Genomic DNA, 21,589 nt, shown 5'->3' with positions numbered 1-21,589 from the left:
TTTCCATGACCTCTGCGCGACCCGGACCGGGGGTGCCCACGGCCACCTACCGGCTGCAGCTCCAGCCCGCGTTCCCGTTCGCCGCCGCCGCGGCGGCCGTACCGTACCTGGCCTCGCTCGGCGTCTCGCACGTGCACCTGTCCCCCGTCCTGGAGGCCGTCCCGGGCTCCACGCACGGCTACGACGTCGTGGACCACGCGCGCGTGCGCGAGGAACTGGGCGGTGAGGAGGGGCTGCGCGCGCTGGCGCACACCGCGCGGGAGCACGGCCTCGGCCTGGTGGTGGACATCGTGCCGAACCACATGGCCATGGCACCCCGGCACAACCACGCCCTGTGGGAGGTGCTGCGCGAGGGACCCGGCTCGCCGTACGCGCGCTGGTTCGACATCGACTGGAAGGCGCAGGGCGGACGCCTGCTGCTGCCCGTGCTCGGCGGTCCGCTCGGGACGGAACTGGACCACCTGGTGGTCGACGGCGGTGTCCTGCGCTACCACGACCACGCGTTCCCGCTCCGCGAGGGCACCGAGGAACTGCCCCTGCCGCAGCTCCTGGACGCGCAGTGGTACCGCCCGGTGTGGTGGCGGCTGGCCCGCACCGAGCTGAACTACCGGCGCTTCTTCAGCATCTCGGAGCTGATCGGGCTGCGGGTGGAGGACCCGGAGGTGTTCGACGCCACCCACGCCAAGATCCTGCAGCTGCTGGCGGAGGGTGTGGTCGACGGGCTGCGGATCGACCATCCCGACGGGCTCGCGGACCCCGACGGCTACCTGGAGCGGCTGCACGAGGCGACCGGCGGGCGCTGGACGGTCGTGGAGAAGATCCTCGCCGACGGCGAGCGGCTGCCCGCCTCCTGGCCCGTCGCGGGCACCACGGGCTACGACGCCCTGCGCCACGTCGACGGCCTGTTCACGGACCGCACCGGGGCCTATCAACTGCTGGGGCGGTACCGGGCGTTCGCGGCGCCGCAGACGGACCGGGGCGGCAACTGGGAGGCCACGGTGCGGCGGGCCGCCTACAAGGTGATCACGCACGAGCTGGCCGCCGAGACCGACCGGCTCACCCGGGTGGCCGCCCGATTGTGCGCCGCCTCCCCGGACCTCTCGCTGCGCGACCGGGCGCCCTGGGCGCTGCGCACGGCCCTGGAGGAACTGCTGGTCCGGCTGCGGGTGTACCGCCCGTACGACTCCGGTGACGCGGCCGCCGTCGTCACCGAGGAGGCGGCCGAGGAGGCCCGGCTGGCCTTCGTGGTGCCCGAGGAGGCCGAGGCCGTCGGCATCGTGCGCCGGCTGCTGGTCGAGGCGCCCGGTGACCCGTCGGCGCCGGACCACGCCGACCGGGCGGAGTTCCGCGCCCGGTTCGCGCAGACCGCGTCGGCGCTGCGTGCCAAGGCCGTGGAGGACACGGCGTTCTACCGGTATGTGCCGCTGCTGTCGGTGGCCGAGGTGGGCGGCGACCCCGGCGCGCCCGGCGTGTCCCCGGAGGACTTCCACGCGTACTGCGCGCGCGTGCAGCGCGACTGGCCGGACACCGGCACGGTCGTGTCCACCCATGACACCAAGCGCAGCGCCGATGTCCGCGCGGCCATGGCCGTGCTCACCGAATGCCCGGACCGCTGGGCGGAGTTGCTCGCCGAGGTGACCCTGGCCGAGGAGGGCGTGCCCGACGGGCAGCTGGCCTGGGCGGCCTGGCAGACGGTGTTCGGGCTGGGCTCCGCGGAGGGGGGGCGGGTCCAGGGGGCGCTGCTGAAGCACGTGCGCGAGGCCGGCATGTACACGAGCTGGACGGAGCAGGAGCCGCCCTACGAGGACGCGGTGGCGGCCTTCGTCACGGCCGGGCCGTGCGGGCCGCCGGGAGAGCGCGTGGTGGCGTTCCGCAAGGCACTGGAGCCGCACGTCCGGTCGAACGTCCTGGGCACCGCGCTGGTCCATCTGACGATGCCGGGGGTGCCGGACCTGTACCAGGGCACGGAGGGCGAGTACCGGGCCCTGGTCGACCCGGACAACCGACGGCCGACGTCGTTTCCTCCCACGGCGCCCGGCGAGAAGGACGCATTGACCGCGGCGGCCCTGCGGCTGCGCGCGCGACGGCCCGACGCCTTCGGTACGTCGGCGACGTACGCCCCGCTCACCGCGCACGGCCCGTCCGCGGAGCACTGCGTGGCGTTCACCCGCTCCGGCACGGTGATCACGGCGGTGACCCGCCTGTCACTACGGCTCACGGAGTCGGGCGGCTGGCAGGAGACACAGCTGGAGCTGCCGCCGGGACGGTGGACGGACGTGCTGACCCCGGGCAGGGAGTTCACTGGCCACGCGCGCGTGGCGGACCTTTTCGAACGGCTGCCGGTGGCACTGCTGGAGCGGCAGGGTGAGGACTGAGGGTCGGCGCTCGCTCAGCCGGCCTGCGCAGTGGGCAGGGCCTGGTCCTCGTGCTCCCGGGGGGCGGCTGCTCCGGGCGAGGGCCAGGTGGTGCGCAGGAGGTCGACGAAGGCTTCGGCTGCTCCGGTGGGCGGCACGCGCGCGTAGACCGTCAGGGCGCGCTTCCAGGCCGGGTCCGGGGTGAGGACTACGCAGTCCTCGCCGACGGCACCCCGCACGACGTGGGAGGGCGCCACGCACACCCCGACCCCGGCGGCGGCCATGCGCACGGCCGTGGAGGTGTGCTCGGTCCACACGGCGGTCCGGGGGCGGTATCCGGCCTGTCCGCACGCCCAGTCGAGGAAGCGCTCGCCGTGGACGACGGGTTCCATGGCGCAGCGGATCCAGGCGCGGTCGGCGAGTTCCGGCAGCGTCACCCTCGTACGGCCCGCGAGCCGGTCGTCGAAGGGCACGACGAAGACGACTTCCTCCTCGCCGACCGGTACGACGGTGCCGGGTGCGCCGACGGGCTCGGGGCCGATCGCGAGGTCGGCGGTGCCGCGCTGGACGGCCTCCTCCAGGGCCTCGGAGGTGGCGTACTCGTGCAGGCGCAGCAGGACCCTGGGGTGGGCCGTACGCCAGCGGGCGAAGACGTCGGGGAGGGCGCCGACGGCGATGGAGTGCAGGGCCGCGATGTGCAGCTCGCCGCCCGCGGCGCCGGCGGCGGCGCGGGCCGCGCGGCGGGCCTGGGCGGCGCTGCGGACGGCCAGCTCCGCGTGCGGCAGGAAGGCTCGGCCCATCGGGGTGAGGCACGCGCCGCGCGGCATGCGCTCCAGCAGGGCGCCGCCGACCGTCTTCTCCAGGGCCTTGATCTGGTGCGAGAGCGCGGGCTGGGTGACATGCAGCAGCTCCGCCGCGCGTGTGAAGGACGCCTCCTCGACGACCGTCAGGAGGTACTCCATCTGCCGCAGGCTCATCGCGCCGCCTTCCCCGCCTTGCCCGCCTTGCCAGTCTTCCCATGAGGATCCTGCATCGGTTCCACAAATATATTGCCTTGGACTCATGGCAAGGGACGGGCGGAGGGTGGAGGTCATGAACTCACAGGCCATGAGCACAGAGGCAACGCACACGCCGGACGTCGTCGTCATCGGCGGTGGCACGGGCGGGTACAGCACCGCCCTGCGCGCCGCCGCCCTCGGTCTCGGCGTCGTCCTCGTCGAACGCGACAAGGTCGGCGGGACCTGTCTGCACCGCGGCTGCATCCCCAGCAAGGCGATGCTGCACGCCGCCGAACTCGTCGACGGCATCGCCGAGGCCCGCGAACGCTGGGGGGTGAAGGCCACGCTGGACTCCGTCGACTGGCCGGCGCTGGTGGCCACACGGGACGACATCGTGGCGCGCAACCACAAGGGGGTCGAGGCGCATCTGGCACACGCGGGTGTGCGGGTGGTGCAAGGGAGCGCGCGGTTGACGGGGGCGCGCACGGTGCGGGTGGAGGGCGCGCACGCCGATTCCGCGCTCGGCGTGCGCGACTTCACCGCGCGCCGCGGGATCGTCCTCGCGACCGGTTCGCGACCGCGCACACTGCCGGGGCTCGTGCCCGACGGGCGGCGCGTGGTGACCAGTGACGACGCGTTGTTCGCGCCGGGGCTGCCGGGGTCGGTCCTGGTGCTGGGCGGAGGTGCGATCGGGGCGGAGTACGCCTCCTTCCACCGGTCGATGGGCGCGGAGGTCACCCTGGTGGAGGCCGCCGACCGGATCGTGCCGCTGGAGGACGCCGACGTGAGCCGGCATCTGACCCGCGGCCTGAAGAAGCGGGGCGTCGACGTGCAGGCGGGCGCGCGGCTGCTGGACGCGGAGGTGCTGGAGAACGGCGTACGCGCGCGGGTGCGCACCGCCCGCGGGGAGACCCGGACCGTGGAGGCGGAGCGGCTGCTGGTGGCCGTCGGCCGGGCCCCGGTCACCGAGGGCCTGGACCTGGCCGCCGCCGGACTGACGACGGACGAGCGGGGGTTCGTCGTACCGGCGGACTGGAGCCGGCTGGAGACGGCCGTACCGGGGATCCATGTCGTGGGCGACCTGCTGCCGCCGCCCTCGCTCGGTCTGGCCCACGCCTCCTTCGCGGAGGGCCTGCTGGTGGCCGAGACGCTGGCGGGGCTGCCGTCGGCTGCGGTGGACTACGCGGCCGTGCCCCGGGTGACGTACTCGTCGCCGCAGACCGCCTCCGTGGGGCTCGGCGAGGCGGAGGCACGCGCGCGTGGGCACGAGGTCGACGTCAACACGATGCCGCTGACCGCCGTCGCCAAGGGGATGGTGCACGGGCAGGGCGGCCTGGTGAAGGTCGTCGCCGAGGCCGGCGGCGGGCAGGTGCTCGGTGTGCATCTGGTGGGCCCGAACGTGTCGGAGATGATCGCCGAGAGCCAGCTGATCGTCGGCTGGGACGCCCAGCCCTCGGACGTGGCCCGGCACGTGCACCCGCACCCCACGCTGTCGGAGGCGGTGGGCGAGGTGTTCCTGACGCTCGCCGGACGCGGCCTGCACCAGCAGTGAGCCCCCGGATCGCGGCGGGCCGGCACCCTCCGTGAATGCTCCGGGCGCCCCCTGGAGCCTCCCGGCCGTGTGCTTGACAGTTCACCCATGCCGTGCGGCACTGGGAGGGCGAAGCAGGGCGGACAAGTCGGGGGTGAGTCTCCTGCCGGAGCTGCGCTACCCCAGCGTTCCCGAACTGGTCGCCTCCGCACGAGCGTTGGCCGCTCAGGAGTCCGGGCTGTGTTCGCTCAGACAGGTGGGCCGCTCGCGAGCCGGCCGGCCTCTGCACCTGCTGTCGGTGGGACACGCCCGCCGCGCCGTGCTGGTCGTCGCGGGCGCCCACGCCAACGAGCCGACGGGCGGCTCGACCCTCCGGGTGCTGGCCGAACGGGTGCTGGCCGAGCGGGAGTTGCGGGCCGGCACTTCCTGGCACTTCCTGCTGTGCGCGGACCCGGACGGCGCGAGCCTGCATGTCACCCCGGCGCCGCGCAGCCTGCTCGACTACCACCTCGGCTTCTACCGGCCGACCGGCGCGGAGCAGCCGGAGTGGTCCCCGGCGGTGCTCCCGCCGGACCGCCTGCCGCCCGAGACCCGGGCCCTGACCGGGGTGATCGACGAACTGCGCCCCTACCTCCAGGTGACCCTGCACGGCACCGATCTGGGCGGCAGCTGGGTGCAGCTGACGAAGGACGTGCCGGGCCTGGCGGAGCCGTTCGCCAAGTCCGCCGCCGAGCTGCACATCCCGATCGAGACGGGTGCCTCGGACGCCGCCGGCTGGCCCGCCTCGGGGCCCGGGGTGCATGTGATGCCCGGCCCGGAGACGGGGGTCGCCTACCCGAGCCTGCCGGACGACGCACGGCACAGCACCTGGTACCACGCGCACCGCTACGGCGGTCTGACGGCCGTGGTGGAGGTGCCGATGTGGGCCAGCGACCTGGTGGACGACCCGGCGCCGCACCCGGCACCGGCGGCGGCGATGCGACGCCTGGCCCAGCGGCTGCTGCGGGACTCGCTGGAGGTGGAGCGGGTGCTCGCCGAGGCGCTGCCCCGGCTGGAGGGTGCGAACGGGCCGCTGCTGCGGGCCGCGCGGTGGGCGCTGGAGCTGATACCGGGCCTGGCGCAGGACTGGATCCACACACCACCGGCCGGCACGACGATGGCGTACGTCGGCAGTGTGGACGCCTTCGGGCGGCGGCTGCCGCTGCGGGCGGCGGCGATGCTGCTGCGGGTGCTGCGGGAGACGGACGACCGGGCGGCGCCCTTGCTCGAACAGCTGGTCGCCGCCTGGTGCGAGGCCTTCGCGGACCGCTTCCAGGCCCGCTGGGTGCCGTTGGAGAACCAGGTGGAGCACCAGTCCCGGACGGTGCTGGTGGCGGCCCAGCAGGCCCGGGAACGGGCCGCGTGAGGCCTCCACGCAGCCTCCCGCGCCCGCCGTCTGCCGGGTCCGCCGCCTCCCGTACCTGCCGCCTCCCGCGCCTGCCGCGGGCCGGACTCAGTCGTCCAGCGCGAAGACCGCTCCCGTCCGCCCGTTCATGACGCACTTGCTGGAGTACGTCTCCTGGAAGTCGACCGGCCGTCCGTGCCACCGCCCGCGCGCGTGGACGGTGACGGGAGCGAAGATCATCGTGCAGAAGATCTTCTTGGGCGGGATGCGATCGATGTCGCCGTCGGCGGCCGCGAGTTCGGCACAGGCCTCGGCCGCGTGCCGGTGCCCGAGGGGCGGGTCGCACAGCAGCAGCGTGTGGCGCGTGTCGCGCGTGTAGCCGGCCCGGGTGTCGCCGCGGGTGACGGTGAGGTCGAGCCAGTTGCCGGTGAGCGTGTGACGGGGTGCCGCCTGGGCCGGGCCCGCGGCGAGCAGGCCGACGGAGGCCAGCAGGGCGCCTGCGGCCGCTGTCGCTCGGGTGATGTACGTCATTCCCGAAGCATCGGCGCGGCGGCCCGCGTTCCGCACCCCGACTCACCCGAACGGGACCGTACGGGCGCACAGCGGTGCATCAGTTCGAATGCGGGACTCGAATGCGGGACGGCGTCTCAGTCCGCCGAGAGCCGGAAGGCGATCCGTCCGAAGCCGACCTGGTCGCCCTCTCGGACCACGACGGCACCCACCACGCGGCGGCCGTTGACCGTGGTGCCGTTGGTGGAGCCGAGGTCCCTGAGGACCCACATGTCGCCCTGGCGGCGGAGGTCGGCGTGTACGCGGGAGACGGTCTCGTGGTTCAGGCGCAGCCCGTTCGCGGGGTCGCGGCCTATGCGCAGGGGATGGCCGTTCGCCGGGTTCGGCAGCCGCAGCTTGGGCAGCCGCTCGGCCTGCCAGGCCCGGCGCAGCCGTACGGTGAAGCCGGAGACGGCCTCGACGGTGCCGAAGACCGCGCGGGAGAGGCGGTTCTCGCGGGGCAGGTCGGCGGTGAGGGCGGCGAGTTCGTCGGCGCGGCGTGCGGCGAGCGCGAGTTCCATGCGGCGTACGAACGTGTCGTGCGACAGGCGGCCCATGGCGACGCCGTCTCGCAGCACCTGCAGCGCCTTGTCGCGCTCCGCGTCGGACAGTCGCGCGGGGTACACGGGGATCTCGAAAGACGACGTCACGCTGGTGATTGTCGGGCAGTGAACCCCTGGTGTCCAGAAACGCGGAGAACGGTTACCGCACGCGCATAGTTCCACGACACCTGCTGGTAAAGGGCGGATTCGAAAGCGGATAGATCGCTTTCGCGGCACGATGGACGGGCTACATCACGGTGAGCAGACGAAGGGGAACCGTCCGTGCAGTTCGAGGTGTGGGCACCGCAGGCAGACCGTGTGACGCTCCATTGCGACAGCGCCACGCGCACGTTGGAGCGCGACTCCGTACGCGCCGGCTGGTGGACGGGGGAGGCAGAGGCCGAGGACGGCTCGCGGTACGGGTTCGCGCTGGACGACGGTCCGGTGCTGCCGGACCCGCGTTCGCGCCGTCAGCCGGACGGCCCGGACGGCCTGAGCGCGGTCGTCGACCACGGGGGGTACGCGTGGCGTTCCGCGTGGGCGGGGCGCGAGCTGCCCGGCGCGGTGCTCTACGAGCTGCACGTGGGCACGTACACCCGCGAGGGCACCCTGGACGCGGCCGCCGGGCGCCTCAAGCACCTGGTGGAACTGGGCGTCACCCATGTGGAGTTGATGCCGCTGTGTCCGTTCCCGGGGCGGCACGGCTGGGGGTACGAGGGGGTGTCGCCGTGGGCGGTGCACGAGCCGTACGGCGGCCCCGAGGCGCTGAAGCGGTTCGTGGACCGGGCGCACGAACTGGGCCTGGGTGTCGTGCTGGACGTCGTGCACAACCACTTGGGGCCGTCCGGCAACCATCTGCCGCGGTTCGGGCCGTACTTCACGGACACCCATCACACCCCCTGGGGCGCCGCCGTGAACCTGGACGCGCCGGGTTCGGACGAGGTGCGCGCGTACTTCGTGGGCAGCGCGCTGGCCTGGCTGCGGGACTACCGGATCGACGGGCTGCGCCTGGACGCGGTGCACGCGCTGCGCGACACGCGCGCGTGCCACTTCCTGGAGGAGCTGTCGGCGGCCGTCGACGGCCTCGCCGGCGAACTGGGCCGCCCGCTGTTCCTGATCGCCGAGTCCGACCTGAACGACCCGCGGATCATCACCCCGCGCGCGGACCACGGCCTCGGGCTGCAGGCGCAGTGGAACGACGACTTCCATCACGCTCTGCACTCCGCGCTGACCGGCGAGTCCCAGGGCTACTACGCCGACTTCGCGCGCGCTCCCCTCGCCGCGCTCGCCAAGACGCTCATGGGCGGCTACTTCCACGACGGCACGTACTCGAGCTTCCGGGGCCGCGGCCACGGGCGGCCGCTGGACCGGGCGCAGGTGGCCGCGCACCGGCTGCTGGGCTACAGCCAGACCCACGACCAGGTCGGCAACCGCGCACAGGGGGACCGCCTTTCGGCCCTGCTCTCCCCCGGTCTGCTGGCCTGCGCGGCCACGCTCACGCTGACCGCGCCGTTCACGCCGATGCTGTTCATGGGCGAGGAGTGGGCGGCGGGCACGCCCTGGCAGTTCTTCACCGACCACACGGACCCGGAGCTGGCCGACGCGGTACGGCGGGGCAGGCGATGGGAGTTCGCGCAGCACGGCTGGGCCGAGGAGGACGTACCGGACCCGCAGGACCCTGCGACCCGGGAGCGGTCCTGCCTCGACTGGTCGGAGCCGGAACGCGAACCCCACGCGCGCGTGCTGGCCTGGTACCGACGGCTGATCGAGCTGCGCCGGGAGCAGCCGGACCTCACCGATCCCGACCTGGCCGACACGAAGGTGGCGTACGACGAGGAGGCCCGCTGGCTGGCCTTCCGGCGCGGGGACGTCCGGGTGGCGGTGAACCTGGGCAAGGAGCAGGCGGGGATCCCGCTGGGCACTCGGCGGGTACAGGTCCTGGCCGCCTGGGACCCGGTGGCGGCACCGGGCCCGGACGGGCTGCTGCAGGTGCCCGGGGAGTCGTGCGTGGTGCTGGTCCAGCCCTGAGCCAGGGCCTGTCTGACAATTCCCGTCGTCCGCCCGGAGGGCGGGCCCCGCGGCGGCGATGGGGGGTGCCCCCGCGCGAGCGCGTTCGAGCGTGGGGGGAGCGTGCGAGCGTGCGTGCCAGGCGTCGCGGGGCAGGCGGGAATTGTCAGACAGGCCCTAGGGCTCCGTCTCGTCGTCCTTGAACTCGGTCACGCGCTCCAGCAGGATCGGCTCCCAGGCGCGGCGCAGCTGGATCCGCAGTAGCGTCGGGGAGCCGGTGGTGCGGCCTTCGAGGTGGTCGGTGAGGCGGATGACGGTGTCGCAGCGGGCGAGCCACAGGCCGCGCAGGCAGGGGCGGGCGCCGTAGCCGGCGAGGGTGGCGGCGCGGACGGCGGCCGGGGAGCCGACGGCGACGGCGAGCCCGGCGATGTCCTCGGCGGGGTCGCCGAAGGCGGCCTCGGTCCAGTCCAGGATGCCGCGGACCCGTCCGTCGGCGCTGACCACCACGTGCTCGCCGGTGAGGCCGTGGTGGGTGAGGACGGCGGTGCCGGTCTGTGCGGCGAGCTGGGCGGCGCCGGGCGGGGTGAGCTGGAGCAGGCGGGCGGCGTCGAACTCGTCGGCGGCGGCGAGCCGTTCGGCCGCGTGCACGGCCATGCGGCGCAGCGCTTCCAGGGAGCGCGCGGCGGTGCGCGGCACACCGAGCGCCTCCGCCTGCCGGGCCGGCACGGCGCGCAGTCCGCTGAGCAGCCCGGCCAGGTCGGCCTCGCCGACGGCGGAGACGTCGTGCTCGTCGGCGGTGCCGCCGGGTAGTTTGGTGTCGAGGGTGTAGGCGAGGCCGGGTGCCCAGTCGCCGTGGGCGACGCTGATCGGGACGGCGACGGGCACGTACGGGCGGACGAGGTCGCGCAGGCGCAGTTCGCGGCGGCGGCGGGCGGAGGCTTCCCGGTCGGGGGCGAGGCGCAGCACATGGCGGGTGCCGACCCACCAGGTGTGCTCGCGGCCCTCGGTGACGGGCCGGACTTCGGGCCCCTCGGTGCCGTTCGCGGTCTCCTTGCTCTCCTTGAGCAGGGAACGGACCAGTCTGCGGACGGAGTCCGCGGTGGGTGTCGGTGCCTGGGTCATGGGTCGCGCCGTAGCCGTTCCGGGGTGTCGTCGAGGGTGTGTCTCCTGGGCCGCTCAGTCCACTATGACCATCTCACGCGTGGTGTTGTTGAGGCGGCGGCCGCTGTCCTCGGTCACCGTGACGATGTCCTCGATGCGTACGCCGAAGCGGCCGGGGAGGTAGATGCCGGGCTCCACGGAGAAGCACATGCCGGGTACCAGGGGCTGTTCCTCGCCCTCGATCATGTACGGCGGCTCGTGCGTGGTGACGCCGATGCCGTGGCCGGTGCGGTGGATGAAGTACTCGCCGTATCCGGCGTCGGTGATCACCGCACGCGCGGCGCGGTCGACCTCCTGGCAGGCGACGCCCGGCCGTACGGCCCGGAAACCGGCCTCCTGGGCGGCACGCACGATGTCGTGGACCGTGCGTTCCTCGTCGGTCGGCTCGCCGACGTGGACGGTGCGGGTGGTGTCGGAGCCGTAGCCGTCCTTGAGTCCGCCGAAGTCGAGGACGACCATGTCGCCGTGCTTGATGACGCGGTCGCCGACCTCGTGGTGCGGGTTGGCGCCGTTGGGGCCCGAGCCGACGATGGTGAAGTCGACCTGGGAGTGCCCGAAGCGGCGCAGCAGGTCGGCGAGGTCGTGGCCGACGTCGGACTCGCGTCGCCCGGCGAAGGGAACCTTCCGGATCTCCTCGAACGCCTGGTCCGCGGCGGCTCCCGCGGCTGCCAGGAGTTCCAGTTCGGCCGCGTCCTTGACGGCGCGCAGCATGGACAGGGCGTCGGTCAGGGCGGCGTAGGAGGTGCCGGGCAGGGTGCGCTGGAGGCCCAGCAGGTGCATCGCCCAGGTGTTGTCGCTGATGCCGAAGCGGCCGCTGTGGTCGAGGAGGGCTGCGGTGACGGCGTAGGGGTCCTTGCCGTCGGTCCAGTCGCGCAGGGTGAACGCGGACGCGCCGGCCGCGTGCTCGGCGTCCGGGGCCTCCAGGGTGGGCACGACGAGCACGGGGTCGTGTCCCGGGGTGAGGACCAGCACGGTGAGCCGTTCGGTGACCGCGGTGGGCGTGTAGCCGGTGAGCCACACCATGTCCGGTCCCGGCGCCACGAGCAGTCCCGCGAGGCCGGCGTCCGCGGCTGCGTGCGCGGCGCGCTCCATACGGGCCCTGTAGTCGTCGGCGGTGAAGGGCGCGGGCGTGTTACCGGTCATCCGGGCCTCCGAGCGCGGTCGTGGTGACGGGGCGAAGCGGTCTCGGGCAGCATCCTGCCCGGCCGGACAGGGCGGCGCGAGCCGATCGCGCGGTCCTGTGGCGGCGGTCCGCGGGGACGGGGCTCGGCATGGGGCCATCATGGCGCGTGGGGCGGGGTGCGACCAGCGAGTTTCCCGACGTGTCCGGACACGCGGGGGCGTACGTCGGCCGCGGTCAGGTCACCACGCCCGGAACGACGGTCAGCTGCTGGAAGCCACCGCTGGGGTGGCGCACGGTCAGGGTCACCTCCGTGCCGGGGCGGACGTGGGCGACGGCCCGGGCGAGGTCGGCGGCCGTGTCGACGCGGGCTCTGCCGAACTGCAGCAGGACGTCGCCGCGGACGAGGCCCGCCGTGTAGCCCGGGCCCGGCACGTGGACGCCGACCACCAGGGCGCCGGCCTTGTCGGCGTCGACGGCCTCCACGCCCAGGGTCGCGCCGGTCCGGGCCTCCGAGGGGCCCGGCGAAGGGGCCGGCTTGGCCGAGGGGTGGTGCGGCGGGGCCTGGCGTTGCAGCTCGGCCAGCCTGCTCATGCCGATGACGGTGGCGCCGACCGTGCCGATGCCGACCCCGGAGAGCACCAGGACGGTGCCGGTGCACAGTCCGAACAGCAGGGTCCTGAGCCGCCGGCCTCGTTGGCGCGCGGCGTGCGGGCGCCGGACGGGGTCGGGAGTGCCGCTCCCCCGCCGCTTCTGACCGGGCATCGGCTTGGGACGCAACGCAGTCTGATCCATGGTTCGCTCGCCTCCGGCTGGTGCTCTACCCGGGGCTCCGCTCCACGACGAGACACGAACGAGTGAGACTGGCCGGAGCGTGGCGGAGGGTAGTCATGGCCTTCGAGGCGACGCACCGGACCCACACTCACGCACGGTCCACTACTCACGCACGGTCCACCAGCTGCCGGACCACCTCCGCCGCCGTTCCCGTCGGGGCCCCGCCGTGCACGAGTTCGGTGCGGTGGACGACCCGGGGTGCGGTGAGCGGGACGGCGACGGTGCCCGGGACGCCGGTCGCCGTCGAGCGGGGCAGCAGGGTGAGGCCGTGGCCGGCGGCGGCGAGGGCGGTGAGGGTGCGCAGGTCGGTGCCCTCGTAGCGGAGGGCGGGCCGGAAGGCGCCGCCGCCGCCCGCAGCGCGCAGGTGGGCGAGCGGGAGGGCCGCGTCGGGTGCGTCGAGCCAGCGGGCGTCGGCGAGGTCGCCGAGGCGCAGGCCGCTGCGGCCGGCGAGGGGGTGGCCGGTGGGCAGCAGGACGCTGACGGGTTCCTCGGCGACGCCGTGCGTGGTCAGCGGTGCCACGTCGGGCAGCCGCAGTGGATCGCTGGGGGCGGCGACGCCGTCGACCAGGCCGAGGTCGGCGGTGCCGGTGGCGACGGCGGCCGGGATCTCGTCCCGGGTGAGGACGCGCAGGGTCACGCCCGCGGCCGGGAGCGCCCCCAGGACGCCGGGGCCGAGGGCGGTCGGTGTGGTGGCGAGGGTCAGACCGTGCGCGGGCGCGGCGGCCATGCGGGCCACGTCGGCGCGGGCCGCGTCCAGGCGCAGCAGCAGCGGGCCCGCGTGCTCCAGCAGACGTTCGCCCGCCGCGGTGGGGGCGACGGGCCGCCGGGTGAGCAGGGGCGCGCCGAGGTCCTGTTCGAGGGCGGCGATGTGCTGGGACACCGCGGACTGGGTGTAGCCCAGCTCGCGCGCGGCCTCGGAGAAGGAGGCGAGGCGCGCCACGGTGACGTACGTGCGCAGCAGGTGCGGGTCCATGCGGAACAGGATCGCACTCCATCAGCAGCGCTTATCGACCGTGCAGGAATCATCGTTGGACGTGAACGACGGGCGCCGCCCAGGATGAACGGCATGACGAACACCGCGGCACGCACCGCCACCCTCGCCCTCGTCGGGGACCGCTCCCCCAACGTCGTCTCGCACACCCGTGTCCCGCTCCTGCTGGACGCGCTCGCCGAACGCGACCGGCTGGTCCTGGACGCCTACTGGATCCCGTCCGAGGACGCGGCGGCCGAGGGGGCGGTGCGCGGCTTCGACGCGGTGTGGGTGCTGCCGGGCAGCCCGTACCGCAGCGAGGCGGGCGTCCTCGCGGCCATCCGCGCCGCGCGCGAGGAGGGCATCCCGTTCCTGGGCACCTGCGGCGGATTCCAGCACGCGCTGCTGGAGTTCGCCCGGAACGTGTGCGGGCTGACCGGGACCGCGCACGCCGAGAACGACCCCGACGCCGAGGACCTGCTCATCGAGCCGCTGGCCTGTTCGCTTGTCGGCCATGAGGCCGCCGTGGCCCTGGAGCCGGGCTCGCTCGCCCGTTCCGTGATCGGTGCGGAGCGGACGGTCGAGCGGTACCACTGCGCCTACGGCCCCTCGCGCCACCTCGACACCCTCCGCGCCCACGGTCTGCGGTTGTCCGGGCACGACGAGGGCGGGCAGGTCCGCGTCGCCGAACTGCCGGGCCACCCCTTCTTCCTGGCCACGCTGTTCCAGCCGGAGCTGTCCGGCGACGGCTCGCGCCCGCACCCGGTGGTACGGGCGCTGGCACGAGCCGCGGTCGAGCACGCGGGCCGGGCGGCGCGCCTGCCCGCGTGACCTGACCGGGGTCAGCCGGTGTGACCTCCGCCGTGGCCCCCGTCATGACCGCCGTGCGCCCCGTGGTCGAACTTCATGGCCTCGGCCGGCATGACGACGAAGGGCCGCATCATGCCCATGTCCTCGTGCTCCAGGAGGTGGCAGTGGTACATGAACCGGCCGTACGCCCCGTCGAACTTGCCCATGACGCGCAGGATCTGCCCGCCCGGGACGCGGAAGACGTCCTTGTGGCCCAGCTCGTTGGGCGCGAGCGGTGTCCGGGTGCCCGCGTCGTAGGCGATGGGGGTACGGGTGCCGCCCACCGCCGGGTCGAAGCCCGAGACGTCGTACGCGTCCCGGCCGAGCAGCTGGAAGTCGGCCAGGTGGATGTGCATCGGGTGGACGATCGGTGCGAGGTTGAGGAAGCTCCACTGTTCGTAGCCGCCCTCGGGGATGGTGAAGCCGAGACCGTCGTTGAACGTCCGTGCTGTGCGCCGGTAGGTCTTCGTGGTGCCGTCCGCCCCCGTGAGCTGGATGACGCCGTCGGCGGGGAGCTTGAGGCCGCTCGGGTCCGCCACCTCGGTCATCTCCCAGATCTCCGGGTGGCCGCCGGCGCCCTTGGTGGCGGGCGGCGTGAGCACGATCAGGCGGTGGCCGTGCTCGATGTCGTGCGTGAGGCGGCGGAAGGAGCCGGAGAGCACCTCGGGCAGTTCGAAGGTGTCGCACGCCCCGGTCTCGCCGACGCGGAACTCCAGCACCGCCGGATAGCGCACGTCGCCCGCCGGATCGGGCACGCCCGCGGGCTGGTTGCGGCCCTTGTTGACCAGCCGGAGCTTCCTGCCCGCCAGCCCCCGGAAGTCGACGAGCAGGTCGAACCGCTCGGCCGGGGCCGCGGTCAGCATGGGCAGCGCCTCGTCGAAGTCGACCGGGACGGGCCGGGGCAGCAGCCCGCCGTCGCTGCCGATCTGGTGGACGACGCCCGGCACCGGGTTGTCGTCCTCGTCCACCAGGACGAGGTTGAAGATGCGCGCGTTGGACGCGTTGACCAGCCGGAAGCGGTACCAGGCGTCGTCGACGTCGGCGTACGGCCAGATGCGGCCGTTGACCGTGGTGTACGGGCCGCTGAACGGGATGGAGACCGGCTTGCCCGTCTCCGGGTTCTGCTGCTGGACGATCACCGTCTTGTGCAGCAGCCGGCCGTTGAGGCGGCCGTCCTCGTCCGTGTCGAGGTTACGGTCGGCGAGCAGCAGCGGTATCTCCCGCTCCCCGGAGGGGAGGTGGAGCGCGTCCTCCTCGTCGTCACGGACGAGGTAGGTGCCGTACAGGCCCGTCATCACGTTCCACCGCGTGATGTTCATCGCGTGGTCGTGGTACCACCACTGCACCGCCTGGTGGTCGTTCGGGTACTCGGACAGCTGGGCGTCGCCGTGTCCGACGGCGTTGTCGGCCCAGCCGTCGTTGCCGCCGCCGGTCTGGGCGCCGTGCAGGTGGGTCACCGTCCAGGCGGGCAGGGCGGCGACATCCTTGTTCGGTTCGACGCCCTCGCGGCCGGGCTCGGTGGTGGCGGGCGGGCGGCCGTCGGTGCGCAGCGGCACCTCCACCGAGGTGACCGGGTACTCGCTCTCCTTCGGGATGCGGTTGGTCCAGGCGATGCGGATGCGCTGTCCGCGCCGCACCTCGATGGTCGGGCCGGGCACCTGGCCGTCGTACCCCCACATCAGGGTCGGCGGCAGCTGCGGGTGCAGGCGGACCCAGGTGGGGCGCAGAGCGATCTCCGTCTCGTGCGTCACGTCGGCGGACGCGGCCGCCGGGCGCAGGACGGGCGGGACGGGTAACCGGGCGACGTACGGCGTCAGTTCGCCCGGTTCCGGCGCCTGCTTGCCCGCCGCGTCCTCCGTGATCCTCTCGATGATGTCGGTCAAGGTCGAACACCCCCGTGTTCCGTTGTCTGTTCCCCTTGCCTCAGAAGACTCCCGACGCCTCGTCGAGGTTCCCTGAATATCCCGTTCCGTACGAGAATTTTCCGAAACGGCCGGTGCGATGTCAGCCGATGGGCAGCGCCGACCCCAGGTCCGGTACGAAGCCGTGGGTCCGGCGGGCGAGACAGCCGGCCTTGTACCGGTCGACCTCCCGGTGCCGGTGCAGGACGCCCGCCATCCAGTTCTGCAGGTCCGCCACGTAGTGGCCCATGGCCTCACGCGCCTCGGCCGACAGAGCGAAGTCGTCGTACAGGACCGGCAGTTCGTGGCTGACGATGTGCTCGAACTGCTGCATGCGCTGGGTCATCAGGTCGTGGACGATGCCGACGGCGGCCGGGTAGTCGCAGCCGAAGAAGTTCTGGACGACGAGGATCGCGTTGTGCAGCTCGCCCTCGTACTCGATCTCCTTCTGGTACGAGAAGACGTCGTTGACCAGGCACCCGTAGTCCACGGCGGCGTTCTCCAGCGCCTGGACGGGGCCGCTGCGGTAGACCTCCGGCGGAATCGCGGGGCCCTGGCCCGCGCGGCACAGGCTGAGGGTGAGGTCGGAGCCGAAGGTGGCGCCGGCGCCAGTCGACGGACATCGACGGCACCGTCCGCCTCCACAGGTCGGCGAGGCCCGCCTCGACCGGGTTCTCCGGCTCCGGCACGGGTGTCGCCGGGTCCAGCGGCATGAACAGGGGCAGGCGGTCCAGGTGGGTCTTTCCGGCTGCGCGGTCCTGGGTGCGCTTGTACATGTCGAGGAAGTGGTCGTCGAAGAAGAACACCCAGACGTACCAGTCGGTGATCAGCGAGAGGGCCGGGCCGTCGCAGTCGGGGGGGTGTAGGCGCACAGGAGCCCGTAGTCGTGCGCCTCCAGGTCGGCCTGGTCCCAGATCCCGGAGCCCTCCAGCATGCCCATCTCGCGCGCCCACGCCGTCGAGTGGGCACGTGCCTCGTCGACATGCGGGTTGAGCCGCGCGGGATACGGCATGTAGAAGTGCGGGAGTTCGAACGGCTGCGTCATGCCCGGGCCCTACTCGTGGCCCGGAAGCGCCATCCGCCCCCCGGGCGATGATCACACCATCGCGTGAACCACCGGTAGAGCAGGGAACTTCCGTGGTTTTCGGTTGCGTTGGCCTTGGCCCACGCGAGTCCCGTCCGCGCTCTTGCCGAGCCCCCGCGCGCGGGTCACGGTAGGCGCATGACCTCCTTCGTGCTGCCCCATGAGGTGCACGGCGACGGCACCCACAAGGTGTTCGCCGTGCACGGCTGGTTCGCCGACCGCTCCGCCTACGAGGCCGTCCTACCGGATCTCGACCGGACCGCCTTCACCTACGCGCTGGTCGATCTGCGCGGCTACGGAGCCGCCCGGGACGCCGTGGGCTCCTATACGACGACCGAGGCGGCCGTGGACCTGGTGGAGCTGGCCGACCGGCTGGGCTGGGAGCGGTTCTCGGTGATCGGGCACTCCATGGGCGGCGCGGTGGCGCAGCGGCTGCTGTCGGTCGCCCCGCACCGGCTGCGCCGGATCGTCGGGGTCTCCCCCGTGCCCGCCTCGGGGCTGCCGCTGCCCGGCGAGCAGGGCGTGCTGTTCGCGGACGCGGCGCACCGGCCGGAGAACCGGCGCACGATCATCGACTTCACCACCGGGAGCCGCCGTCCCGACGCCTGGCTCGACCGGATGGTGGACCGCTCGCTGGAGCGCAGCGACGCGAAGGCGTTCCGGGCCTGGCTCGACTCCTGGGCGGGCGAGGACTTCCGCGCCGACGTCGAGGGCAGCGAGGTGCCCGCGCTGGCGGTGGCCGGCGAACTCGATCCGGCGCTGTCGCCCGCGCTGATGCGGGAGACGTGGATGTCCTGGTATCCGCGCGCCGAACTCGTGGGGCTGCCCGGTGCCGGGCACTACGCCATGGACGAGACTCCGCTGGAGCTGATCCGCACGGTGGAGGACTTTCTGCGAGCGGACGAGGGCAAGCCGGCGTGAGCGTACGGAAGGGGGCCCCGCCGGTGCCCTACGTCCCCGCCGTCCCCGACGTCTTCGACCCGCGCCGGTACGCCGCCGGGGTGCCGTACGCCGACTACCGTCTCCTGCGCGACCATCACCCGGTCGCCTGGCAGGACGAGAGCGAGCTGCAGGGCTGGCCGGCCGGGCCCGGGTTCTGGGCGGTGACCCGGCACGCCGACGTGGTCCGTGTGCTCAAGGACTCGGCGACGTACTCCTCGTACCTCGGCGCGACCCAGATCCGTGACCCCGACCCGGACGACCTGCCGTTCATCCGGCGCATGATGCTCAACCAGGATCCGCCGCAGCACGGAAGGCTGCGGCGGCTGGTGAGCCGGGCGTTCACTCCGGGGCGCGTCGACCGGTTCACGGCGGTCGCGCGCGAGCGGGCCCGGACCCTGCTCGACCGGGCGGTGGACGAAGCCCGGTCGGGTAACGGCACGGTCGACCTGGTCGCCGCCGTCACCGACGAGTACGCCCTGCTCAACCTGGCGGATCTGCTGGGGGTTCCGGAGAGCGACCGGCGGCTGCTGCTGCACTGGACGCAGAGGGTCATCGGCTACCAGGATCCGGACGAGGCCGGCCCTGCGGTGCTGGACGAGGCGGGCAAGCCGGTCAACCCGCGTTCGCCGGTGATGTTGCGGGACATGTTCGCGTACGCCGGGCAGTTGGCCGCGCACAAACGGCGGTATCCCGCCGACGACATCATGACCACGCTCGCCCACGACACCGAACTCGCCGACGCCGAACTGGAGATGTTCTTCTTCCTGCTCACCGTCGCGGGCAACGACACCGTGCGCAGCGCGGCACCCGGCGGGCTGCTGGCCCTGGCGGAGCATCCGGAGGCGTACGAGCTGCTGTGCGCCGGCAAGGCCGAAATGGCAACCTCAGTGGACGAGTTGCTGCGCTGGCACCCGCCGGTCCTGACCTTCCGCCGGACCGCTGCGCAGGACACCGAGCTGGCCGGCCGCCGGATCCGGGCGGGCGACAAGGTCGTGGTGTTCCATGCCTCGGCCAACCGCGACGAGCGGGTCTTCACCGAGCCGGACCGGCTGGACCTCGCCCGCACACCCAACCCGCACGTGTCCTTCGGGGACGGTCCGCATGTGTGCCTGGGTGCCCACTTCGCCCGCCTGCAACTGCGGCTGCTCTACGAGGAGGTGCTGCGGACCCTGCCCGGCCTGCGCCCCGCGGGACCGGCCGGACGTCTGGTGTCCAACTTCATCAACGGCCTCAAGTCACTTCCCGTGCGGGTCACTTGAGACGTTCGAGGCGTTCACCTGGATGAGTGCGTGGGTGCCGCCGGTGCGCCAGGCCTGTCCCTCCGTCGCGACCAACGCGGCTTCGGTGTCCGGGGTCAGGCCGGTGATCACGTCGGACTTCAGGGTGCGCAGGGCGGCGACCGGGCCGGGGAAGTAGGCGGTCACCTCCTGGAAGGACGTGGTGGGCGGCCACAGCCGGTCGCCCACCAGGCGCCGGTAGTTGAGGTCGCCCTTGAAGACGGTCAGCGTGGCCGAGGCGAACTCGGCGCGCAGGTCGTCCGATTGGTCGGCGTACGGCAGCGGGGCGCAGGAGAAGGGGTGGGCGCGCACCGTGAGGCGGCCGTCGGCCATGGCCGACCAGAGCATGCGCCCGTACCCGGCGGCCGCGCCCGGTGCCGCGGCGAGGCGCTGCAGGGCGTCGACCACGTCGGCGGTCGTGGCGTCGGAGACGTAGTAGGGGTACGGCTTGACGTGCAGGACCGCCCGGCCGATCCGGCCCTCGGCGAGGAGATGGGCGATCAGGAGCAGGTCGGGGACGAGTTCGCGGCCCGCGTTGTCCGCGACCAGCACGAGCACGCCCGTGCCGGAGGGCGGCAGCAGCGACCACAGGGCCTCGCTGTCGTCGGCGACCAGAGCGGGGACCGGCTCCGCGGCCTCGGCGCCCGCGGCGGACAGCCGGAAGCCGAGGTCGGCGCGGTTGCCCCACAGCGAGCCGTGCAGCAGGGCGCGGGCCCGCTCCGGCTCCGGACGGTCCTGGAGCGCGTCGAGCGCGGCGAGTTCCTCGTCGGTCTCCGGCGCGTCGAGTTCGGCACGCTTGAAGGGACGGAAGGGGTCGATGCCCTGCCAGGCACCCGGGCCGAACCAGCCGACGGCGTCGAGCAGCCGACGGTAGAAGTGGCTCTCGGACCACAGCCACGGCACGTCGAACCAGGACCGGCCGGCGTAGTCGTCCAGCCCCCAGGCCCGCCACCGGTCCCGGTCACCGGCACCCTCGGGCAGCGGTTCGATCACGCCTTCGGTGCAGCTTTTCAGCAGCTCGTCCAGCGCGCGGTGCTGCCCGGGGGCGTACGGGAACGCGTCCCGCACCTGCCGGATGATCGCGGGGTGCCGCTGGGCCAGCACACTGTGCGGGAACGAGCCGGGTTCGTCGCCGACGATGACGGGTGCCGTGGGGGTGTCGGGCATGGGCGTCACCGTATCGCGCGGGTCAGCCGGTTCTTGTCTCCCGTTCCAGCTGCGTGGCGAGGGTCAGATAGCGGGGGCGGCGGTGCACCGGCACCAGGCCCCGGACCATCAGGTGCCACATCTCCGCCACCCTGCGGGGCAGCCGTCCGACCGGTTCCAGGGAGCGGCCGGCGACCCGGGTGCCGATGAAGAAGCACACGAGGGAATGGGCGACGACACCGACATCGGTCTCGGCGTGCACATCCGCCTCCTTCACGGCGCCGCTGAACTTACGGGTGGCGAACTCCAGCCACTCCGTGAAGGGGTGCCTCAGCGGCGGCCGTACGGTGACGTCCGCGGTGGCGAGGCGAAGTCCGGCGCGCGGCACCGGATCCTCCACGGCCAGCCGGGCGATGGCGAACGTGGCACGCATCAGGGCCTCCAGCGAGGTGTAGCCCCGGCCCTCGACATCGGCCACCACCTGCTGCGCGGCCCTGGCCTGCAGTTCCAGGATGGCGTGGGCCAGATCCTCCTTCGCGGCGAAGTGGAAGTACAACGCCCCCTTGGTGACCTGCGCGTGGCCCACGATGTCGCTCAAACTGGTGGATTCGTAGCCCTGTCGGTCGAACAGATCGGCGGCAGCAGTGATGATCGTCGCCCGGGTCTGCTCAGCGCGTAATTGCCTCGCCATCGACTGACCCCTCCTTGCAGCTCTACCGAACGGGACACGCGGTTTGTTTTGACCCACACATACGATAACTCACCAGGCGCCAAAGGGAGTCAGCCGGTCGCACTTCCATGCGTCACACGGTCCGTTCACCCGCACGACACCAGGCCAGGGCATGACACTCCGCAAACGGACGACCCCAGAATGCACTCCTCCCACCACTTCTGCGTGTTTCCGGAAGCCAAGTCACTGTGTTCACCGTGCCCTTGGACG

At 73.1% G+C, this 21,589-nt stretch carries 17 protein-coding genes and 1 pseudogene; 7 read left to right on the top strand and 11 right to left on the bottom strand.

Features of this window, described 5'->3' with window-relative positions; genetic code table 11:
• The first annotated feature begins 5 nt into the window (after positions 1–5).
• The gene (gene treY / locus ACFY3C_RS25365) at positions 6–2,375 is read left to right on the top strand and encodes a malto-oligosyltrehalose synthase (RefSeq protein ID WP_390772337.1); all 2,370 of its coding nucleotides are present in this window, start codon (positions 6–8) and stop codon (positions 2,373–2,375) included.
• A gap of 14 nt (positions 2,376–2,389) precedes the next feature.
• On the opposite strand, the gene ACFY3C_RS25360 is transcribed toward treY, so the two are convergent.
• The gene (locus ACFY3C_RS25360) at positions 2,390–3,331 is read right to left on the bottom strand and encodes a LysR family transcriptional regulator (protein ID WP_390772336.1); all 942 of its coding nucleotides are present in this window, start codon (positions 3,329–3,331) and stop codon (positions 2,390–2,392) included.
• A 130-nt stretch (positions 3,332–3,461) separates the two neighbouring features.
• On the opposite strand from ACFY3C_RS25360, the gene lpdA reads away from it, so the two are divergent.
• Positions 3,462–4,904, top strand: a complete 1,443-nt coding sequence (lpdA, locus tag ACFY3C_RS25355; protein ID WP_386575591.1) for a dihydrolipoyl dehydrogenase — start codon at positions 3,462–3,464, stop codon at positions 4,902–4,904.
• A gap of 133 nt (positions 4,905–5,037) precedes the next feature.
• Positions 5,038–6,288 (top strand): M14 family zinc carboxypeptidase, encoded by a 1,251-nt coding sequence (locus ACFY3C_RS25350; RefSeq protein WP_386575592.1) that lies wholly within the window; start codon positions 5,038–5,040, stop codon positions 6,286–6,288.
• Between the two features lie 87 nt (positions 6,289–6,375).
• On the opposite strand, the gene ACFY3C_RS25345 is transcribed toward ACFY3C_RS25350, so the two are convergent.
• Both ACFY3C_RS25345 and ACFY3C_RS25340 read right to left on the bottom strand, forming a co-directional pair.
• A complete protein-coding gene (locus ACFY3C_RS25345; RefSeq protein ID WP_390772335.1) occupies positions 6,376–6,798 on the bottom strand; it encodes an SSI family serine proteinase inhibitor in 423 nt (140 codons plus the stop codon).
• Between the two features lie 116 nt (positions 6,799–6,914).
• Positions 6,915–7,466, bottom strand: coding sequence for an FHA domain-containing protein (locus ACFY3C_RS25340; protein WP_386575594.1), 552 nt, complete (start codon positions 7,464–7,466; stop codon positions 6,915–6,917).
• Positions 7,467–7,640: 174 nt separating this feature from the next.
• Between ACFY3C_RS25340 and treZ the strand changes: the two genes are divergently transcribed.
• The gene (gene treZ, locus ACFY3C_RS25335) at positions 7,641–9,386 is read left to right on the top strand and encodes a malto-oligosyltrehalose trehalohydrolase (RefSeq protein ID WP_390772334.1); all 1,746 of its coding nucleotides are present in this window, start codon (positions 7,641–7,643) and stop codon (positions 9,384–9,386) included.
• Between the two features lie 156 nt (positions 9,387–9,542).
• Here treZ and ACFY3C_RS25330 read toward each other — a convergent pair whose 3' ends face one another.
• The 4 genes from ACFY3C_RS25330 to ACFY3C_RS25315 form a co-directional block, all read right to left on the bottom strand.
• Positions 9,543–10,487 (bottom strand): aminoglycoside phosphotransferase family protein, encoded by a 945-nt coding sequence (locus tag ACFY3C_RS25330; protein ID WP_390772333.1) that lies wholly within the window; start codon positions 10,485–10,487, stop codon positions 9,543–9,545.
• A 54-nt stretch (positions 10,488–10,541) separates the two neighbouring features.
• Complete coding sequence (locus ACFY3C_RS25325; protein WP_390772332.1) at positions 10,542–11,669, bottom strand: M24 family metallopeptidase; 1,128 nt, start codon at positions 11,667–11,669, stop codon at positions 10,542–10,544.
• Between the two features lie 214 nt (positions 11,670–11,883).
• Positions 11,884–12,441: a PDZ domain-containing protein gene (locus ACFY3C_RS25320; RefSeq protein ID WP_390772331.1), complete on the bottom strand. Its 558-nt coding sequence runs from the start codon at positions 12,439–12,441 to the stop codon at positions 11,884–11,886.
• A 145-nt stretch (positions 12,442–12,586) separates the two neighbouring features.
• Entirely contained in the window at positions 12,587–13,453 is an 867-nt protein-coding gene (locus ACFY3C_RS25315) for a LysR family transcriptional regulator (RefSeq protein WP_386575600.1), read from the bottom strand.
• A 93-nt stretch (positions 13,454–13,546) separates the two neighbouring features.
• On the opposite strand from ACFY3C_RS25315, the gene ACFY3C_RS25310 reads away from it, so the two are divergent.
• Entirely contained in the window at positions 13,547–14,281 is a 735-nt protein-coding gene (locus ACFY3C_RS25310) for a hypothetical protein (RefSeq protein ID WP_390772330.1), read from the top strand.
• An 11-nt stretch (positions 14,282–14,292) separates the two neighbouring features.
• On the opposite strand, the gene phsA is transcribed toward ACFY3C_RS25310, so the two are convergent.
• Positions 14,293–16,182 (bottom strand): O-aminophenol oxidase PhsA, encoded by a 1,890-nt coding sequence (gene phsA / locus ACFY3C_RS25305; protein WP_390772329.1) that lies wholly within the window; start codon positions 16,180–16,182, stop codon positions 14,293–14,295.
• A gap of 121 nt (positions 16,183–16,303) precedes the next feature.
• Positions 16,304–17,245 (bottom strand): annotated as a pseudogene (locus tag ACFY3C_RS25300) (hypothetical protein).
• A 177-nt stretch (positions 17,246–17,422) separates the two neighbouring features.
• Here ACFY3C_RS25300 and ACFY3C_RS25295 point away from each other — a divergent pair.
• Both ACFY3C_RS25295 and ACFY3C_RS25290 read left to right on the top strand, forming a co-directional pair.
• Positions 17,423–18,205 (top strand): alpha/beta fold hydrolase, encoded by a 783-nt coding sequence (locus ACFY3C_RS25295; RefSeq protein WP_390772328.1) that lies wholly within the window; start codon positions 17,423–17,425, stop codon positions 18,203–18,205.
• Positions 18,202–19,485, top strand: coding sequence for a cytochrome P450 (locus tag ACFY3C_RS25290; protein WP_390772327.1), 1,284 nt, complete (start codon positions 18,202–18,204; stop codon positions 19,483–19,485). Before ACFY3C_RS25295 ends, ACFY3C_RS25290 begins: the two co-directional genes overlap by 4 nt.
• Here the strand turns inward: ACFY3C_RS25290 and ACFY3C_RS25285 are convergent.
• Positions 19,462–20,670 carry a damage-control phosphatase ARMT1 family protein gene (locus tag ACFY3C_RS25285; RefSeq protein WP_390772326.1) on the bottom strand — a complete coding sequence of 403 codons (1,209 nt, stop codon included), beginning with the start codon at positions 20,668–20,670 and terminating at the stop codon, positions 19,462–19,464. The genes ACFY3C_RS25290 and ACFY3C_RS25285 overlap by 24 nt on opposite strands.
• Before the next feature lie 22 nt (positions 20,671–20,692).
• Positions 20,693–21,340: a ScbR family autoregulator-binding transcription factor gene (locus ACFY3C_RS25280; protein WP_386575609.1), complete on the bottom strand. Its 648-nt coding sequence runs from the start codon at positions 21,338–21,340 to the stop codon at positions 20,693–20,695.
• Between the last annotated feature and the right edge of the window lie 249 nt (positions 21,341–21,589).

It is taken from the genome of Streptomyces sp. NPDC001410 (assembly GCF_042895235.1).
In the GTDB taxonomy this organism is placed as follows: Bacteria; Actinomycetota; Actinomycetes; order Streptomycetales; family Streptomycetaceae; genus Streptomyces.
The sequence above is the reverse complement of the archived record's forward strand: the minus strand, read 5'-3'. Positions and strand labels throughout refer to the sequence as shown.

Coding starts and splice junctions, on each gene's coding strand:
- treY (WP_390772337.1), top strand. CDS start 6: ATGACCTCTGCGCGACCCGGACCGGGGGTGCCCACGGCCACCTACCGG.
- ACFY3C_RS25360 (WP_390772336.1), bottom strand. CDS start 3,331: ATGAGCCTGCGGCAGATGGAGTACCTCCTGACGGTCGTCGAGGAGGCG.
- lpdA (WP_386575591.1), top strand. CDS start 3,462: ATGAGCACAGAGGCAACGCACACGCCGGACGTCGTCGTCATCGGCGGT.
- ACFY3C_RS25345 (WP_390772335.1), bottom strand. CDS start 6,798: ATGACGTACATCACCCGAGCGACAGCGGCCGCAGGCGCCCTGCTGGCC.
- ACFY3C_RS25330 (WP_390772333.1), bottom strand. CDS start 10,487: ATGACCCAGGCACCGACACCCACCGCGGACTCCGTCCGCAGACTGGTC.
- ACFY3C_RS25325 (WP_390772332.1), bottom strand. CDS start 11,669: ATGACCGGTAACACGCCCGCGCCCTTCACCGCCGACGACTACAGGGCC.
- ACFY3C_RS25320 (WP_390772331.1), bottom strand. CDS start 12,441: ATGGATCAGACTGCGTTGCGTCCCAAGCCGATGCCCGGTCAGAAGCGG.
- ACFY3C_RS25315 (WP_386575600.1), bottom strand. CDS start 13,453: ATGGACCCGCACCTGCTGCGCACGTACGTCACCGTGGCGCGCCTCGCC.
- ACFY3C_RS25310 (WP_390772330.1), top strand. CDS start 13,547: ATGACGAACACCGCGGCACGCACCGCCACCCTCGCCCTCGTCGGGGAC.
- ACFY3C_RS25295 (WP_390772328.1), top strand. CDS start 17,423: ATGACCTCCTTCGTGCTGCCCCATGAGGTGCACGGCGACGGCACCCAC.
- ACFY3C_RS25285 (WP_390772326.1), bottom strand. CDS start 20,670: ATGCCCGACACCCCCACGGCACCCGTCATCGTCGGCGACGAACCCGGC.
- ACFY3C_RS25280 (WP_386575609.1), bottom strand. CDS start 21,340: ATGGCGAGGCAATTACGCGCTGAGCAGACCCGGGCGACGATCATCACT.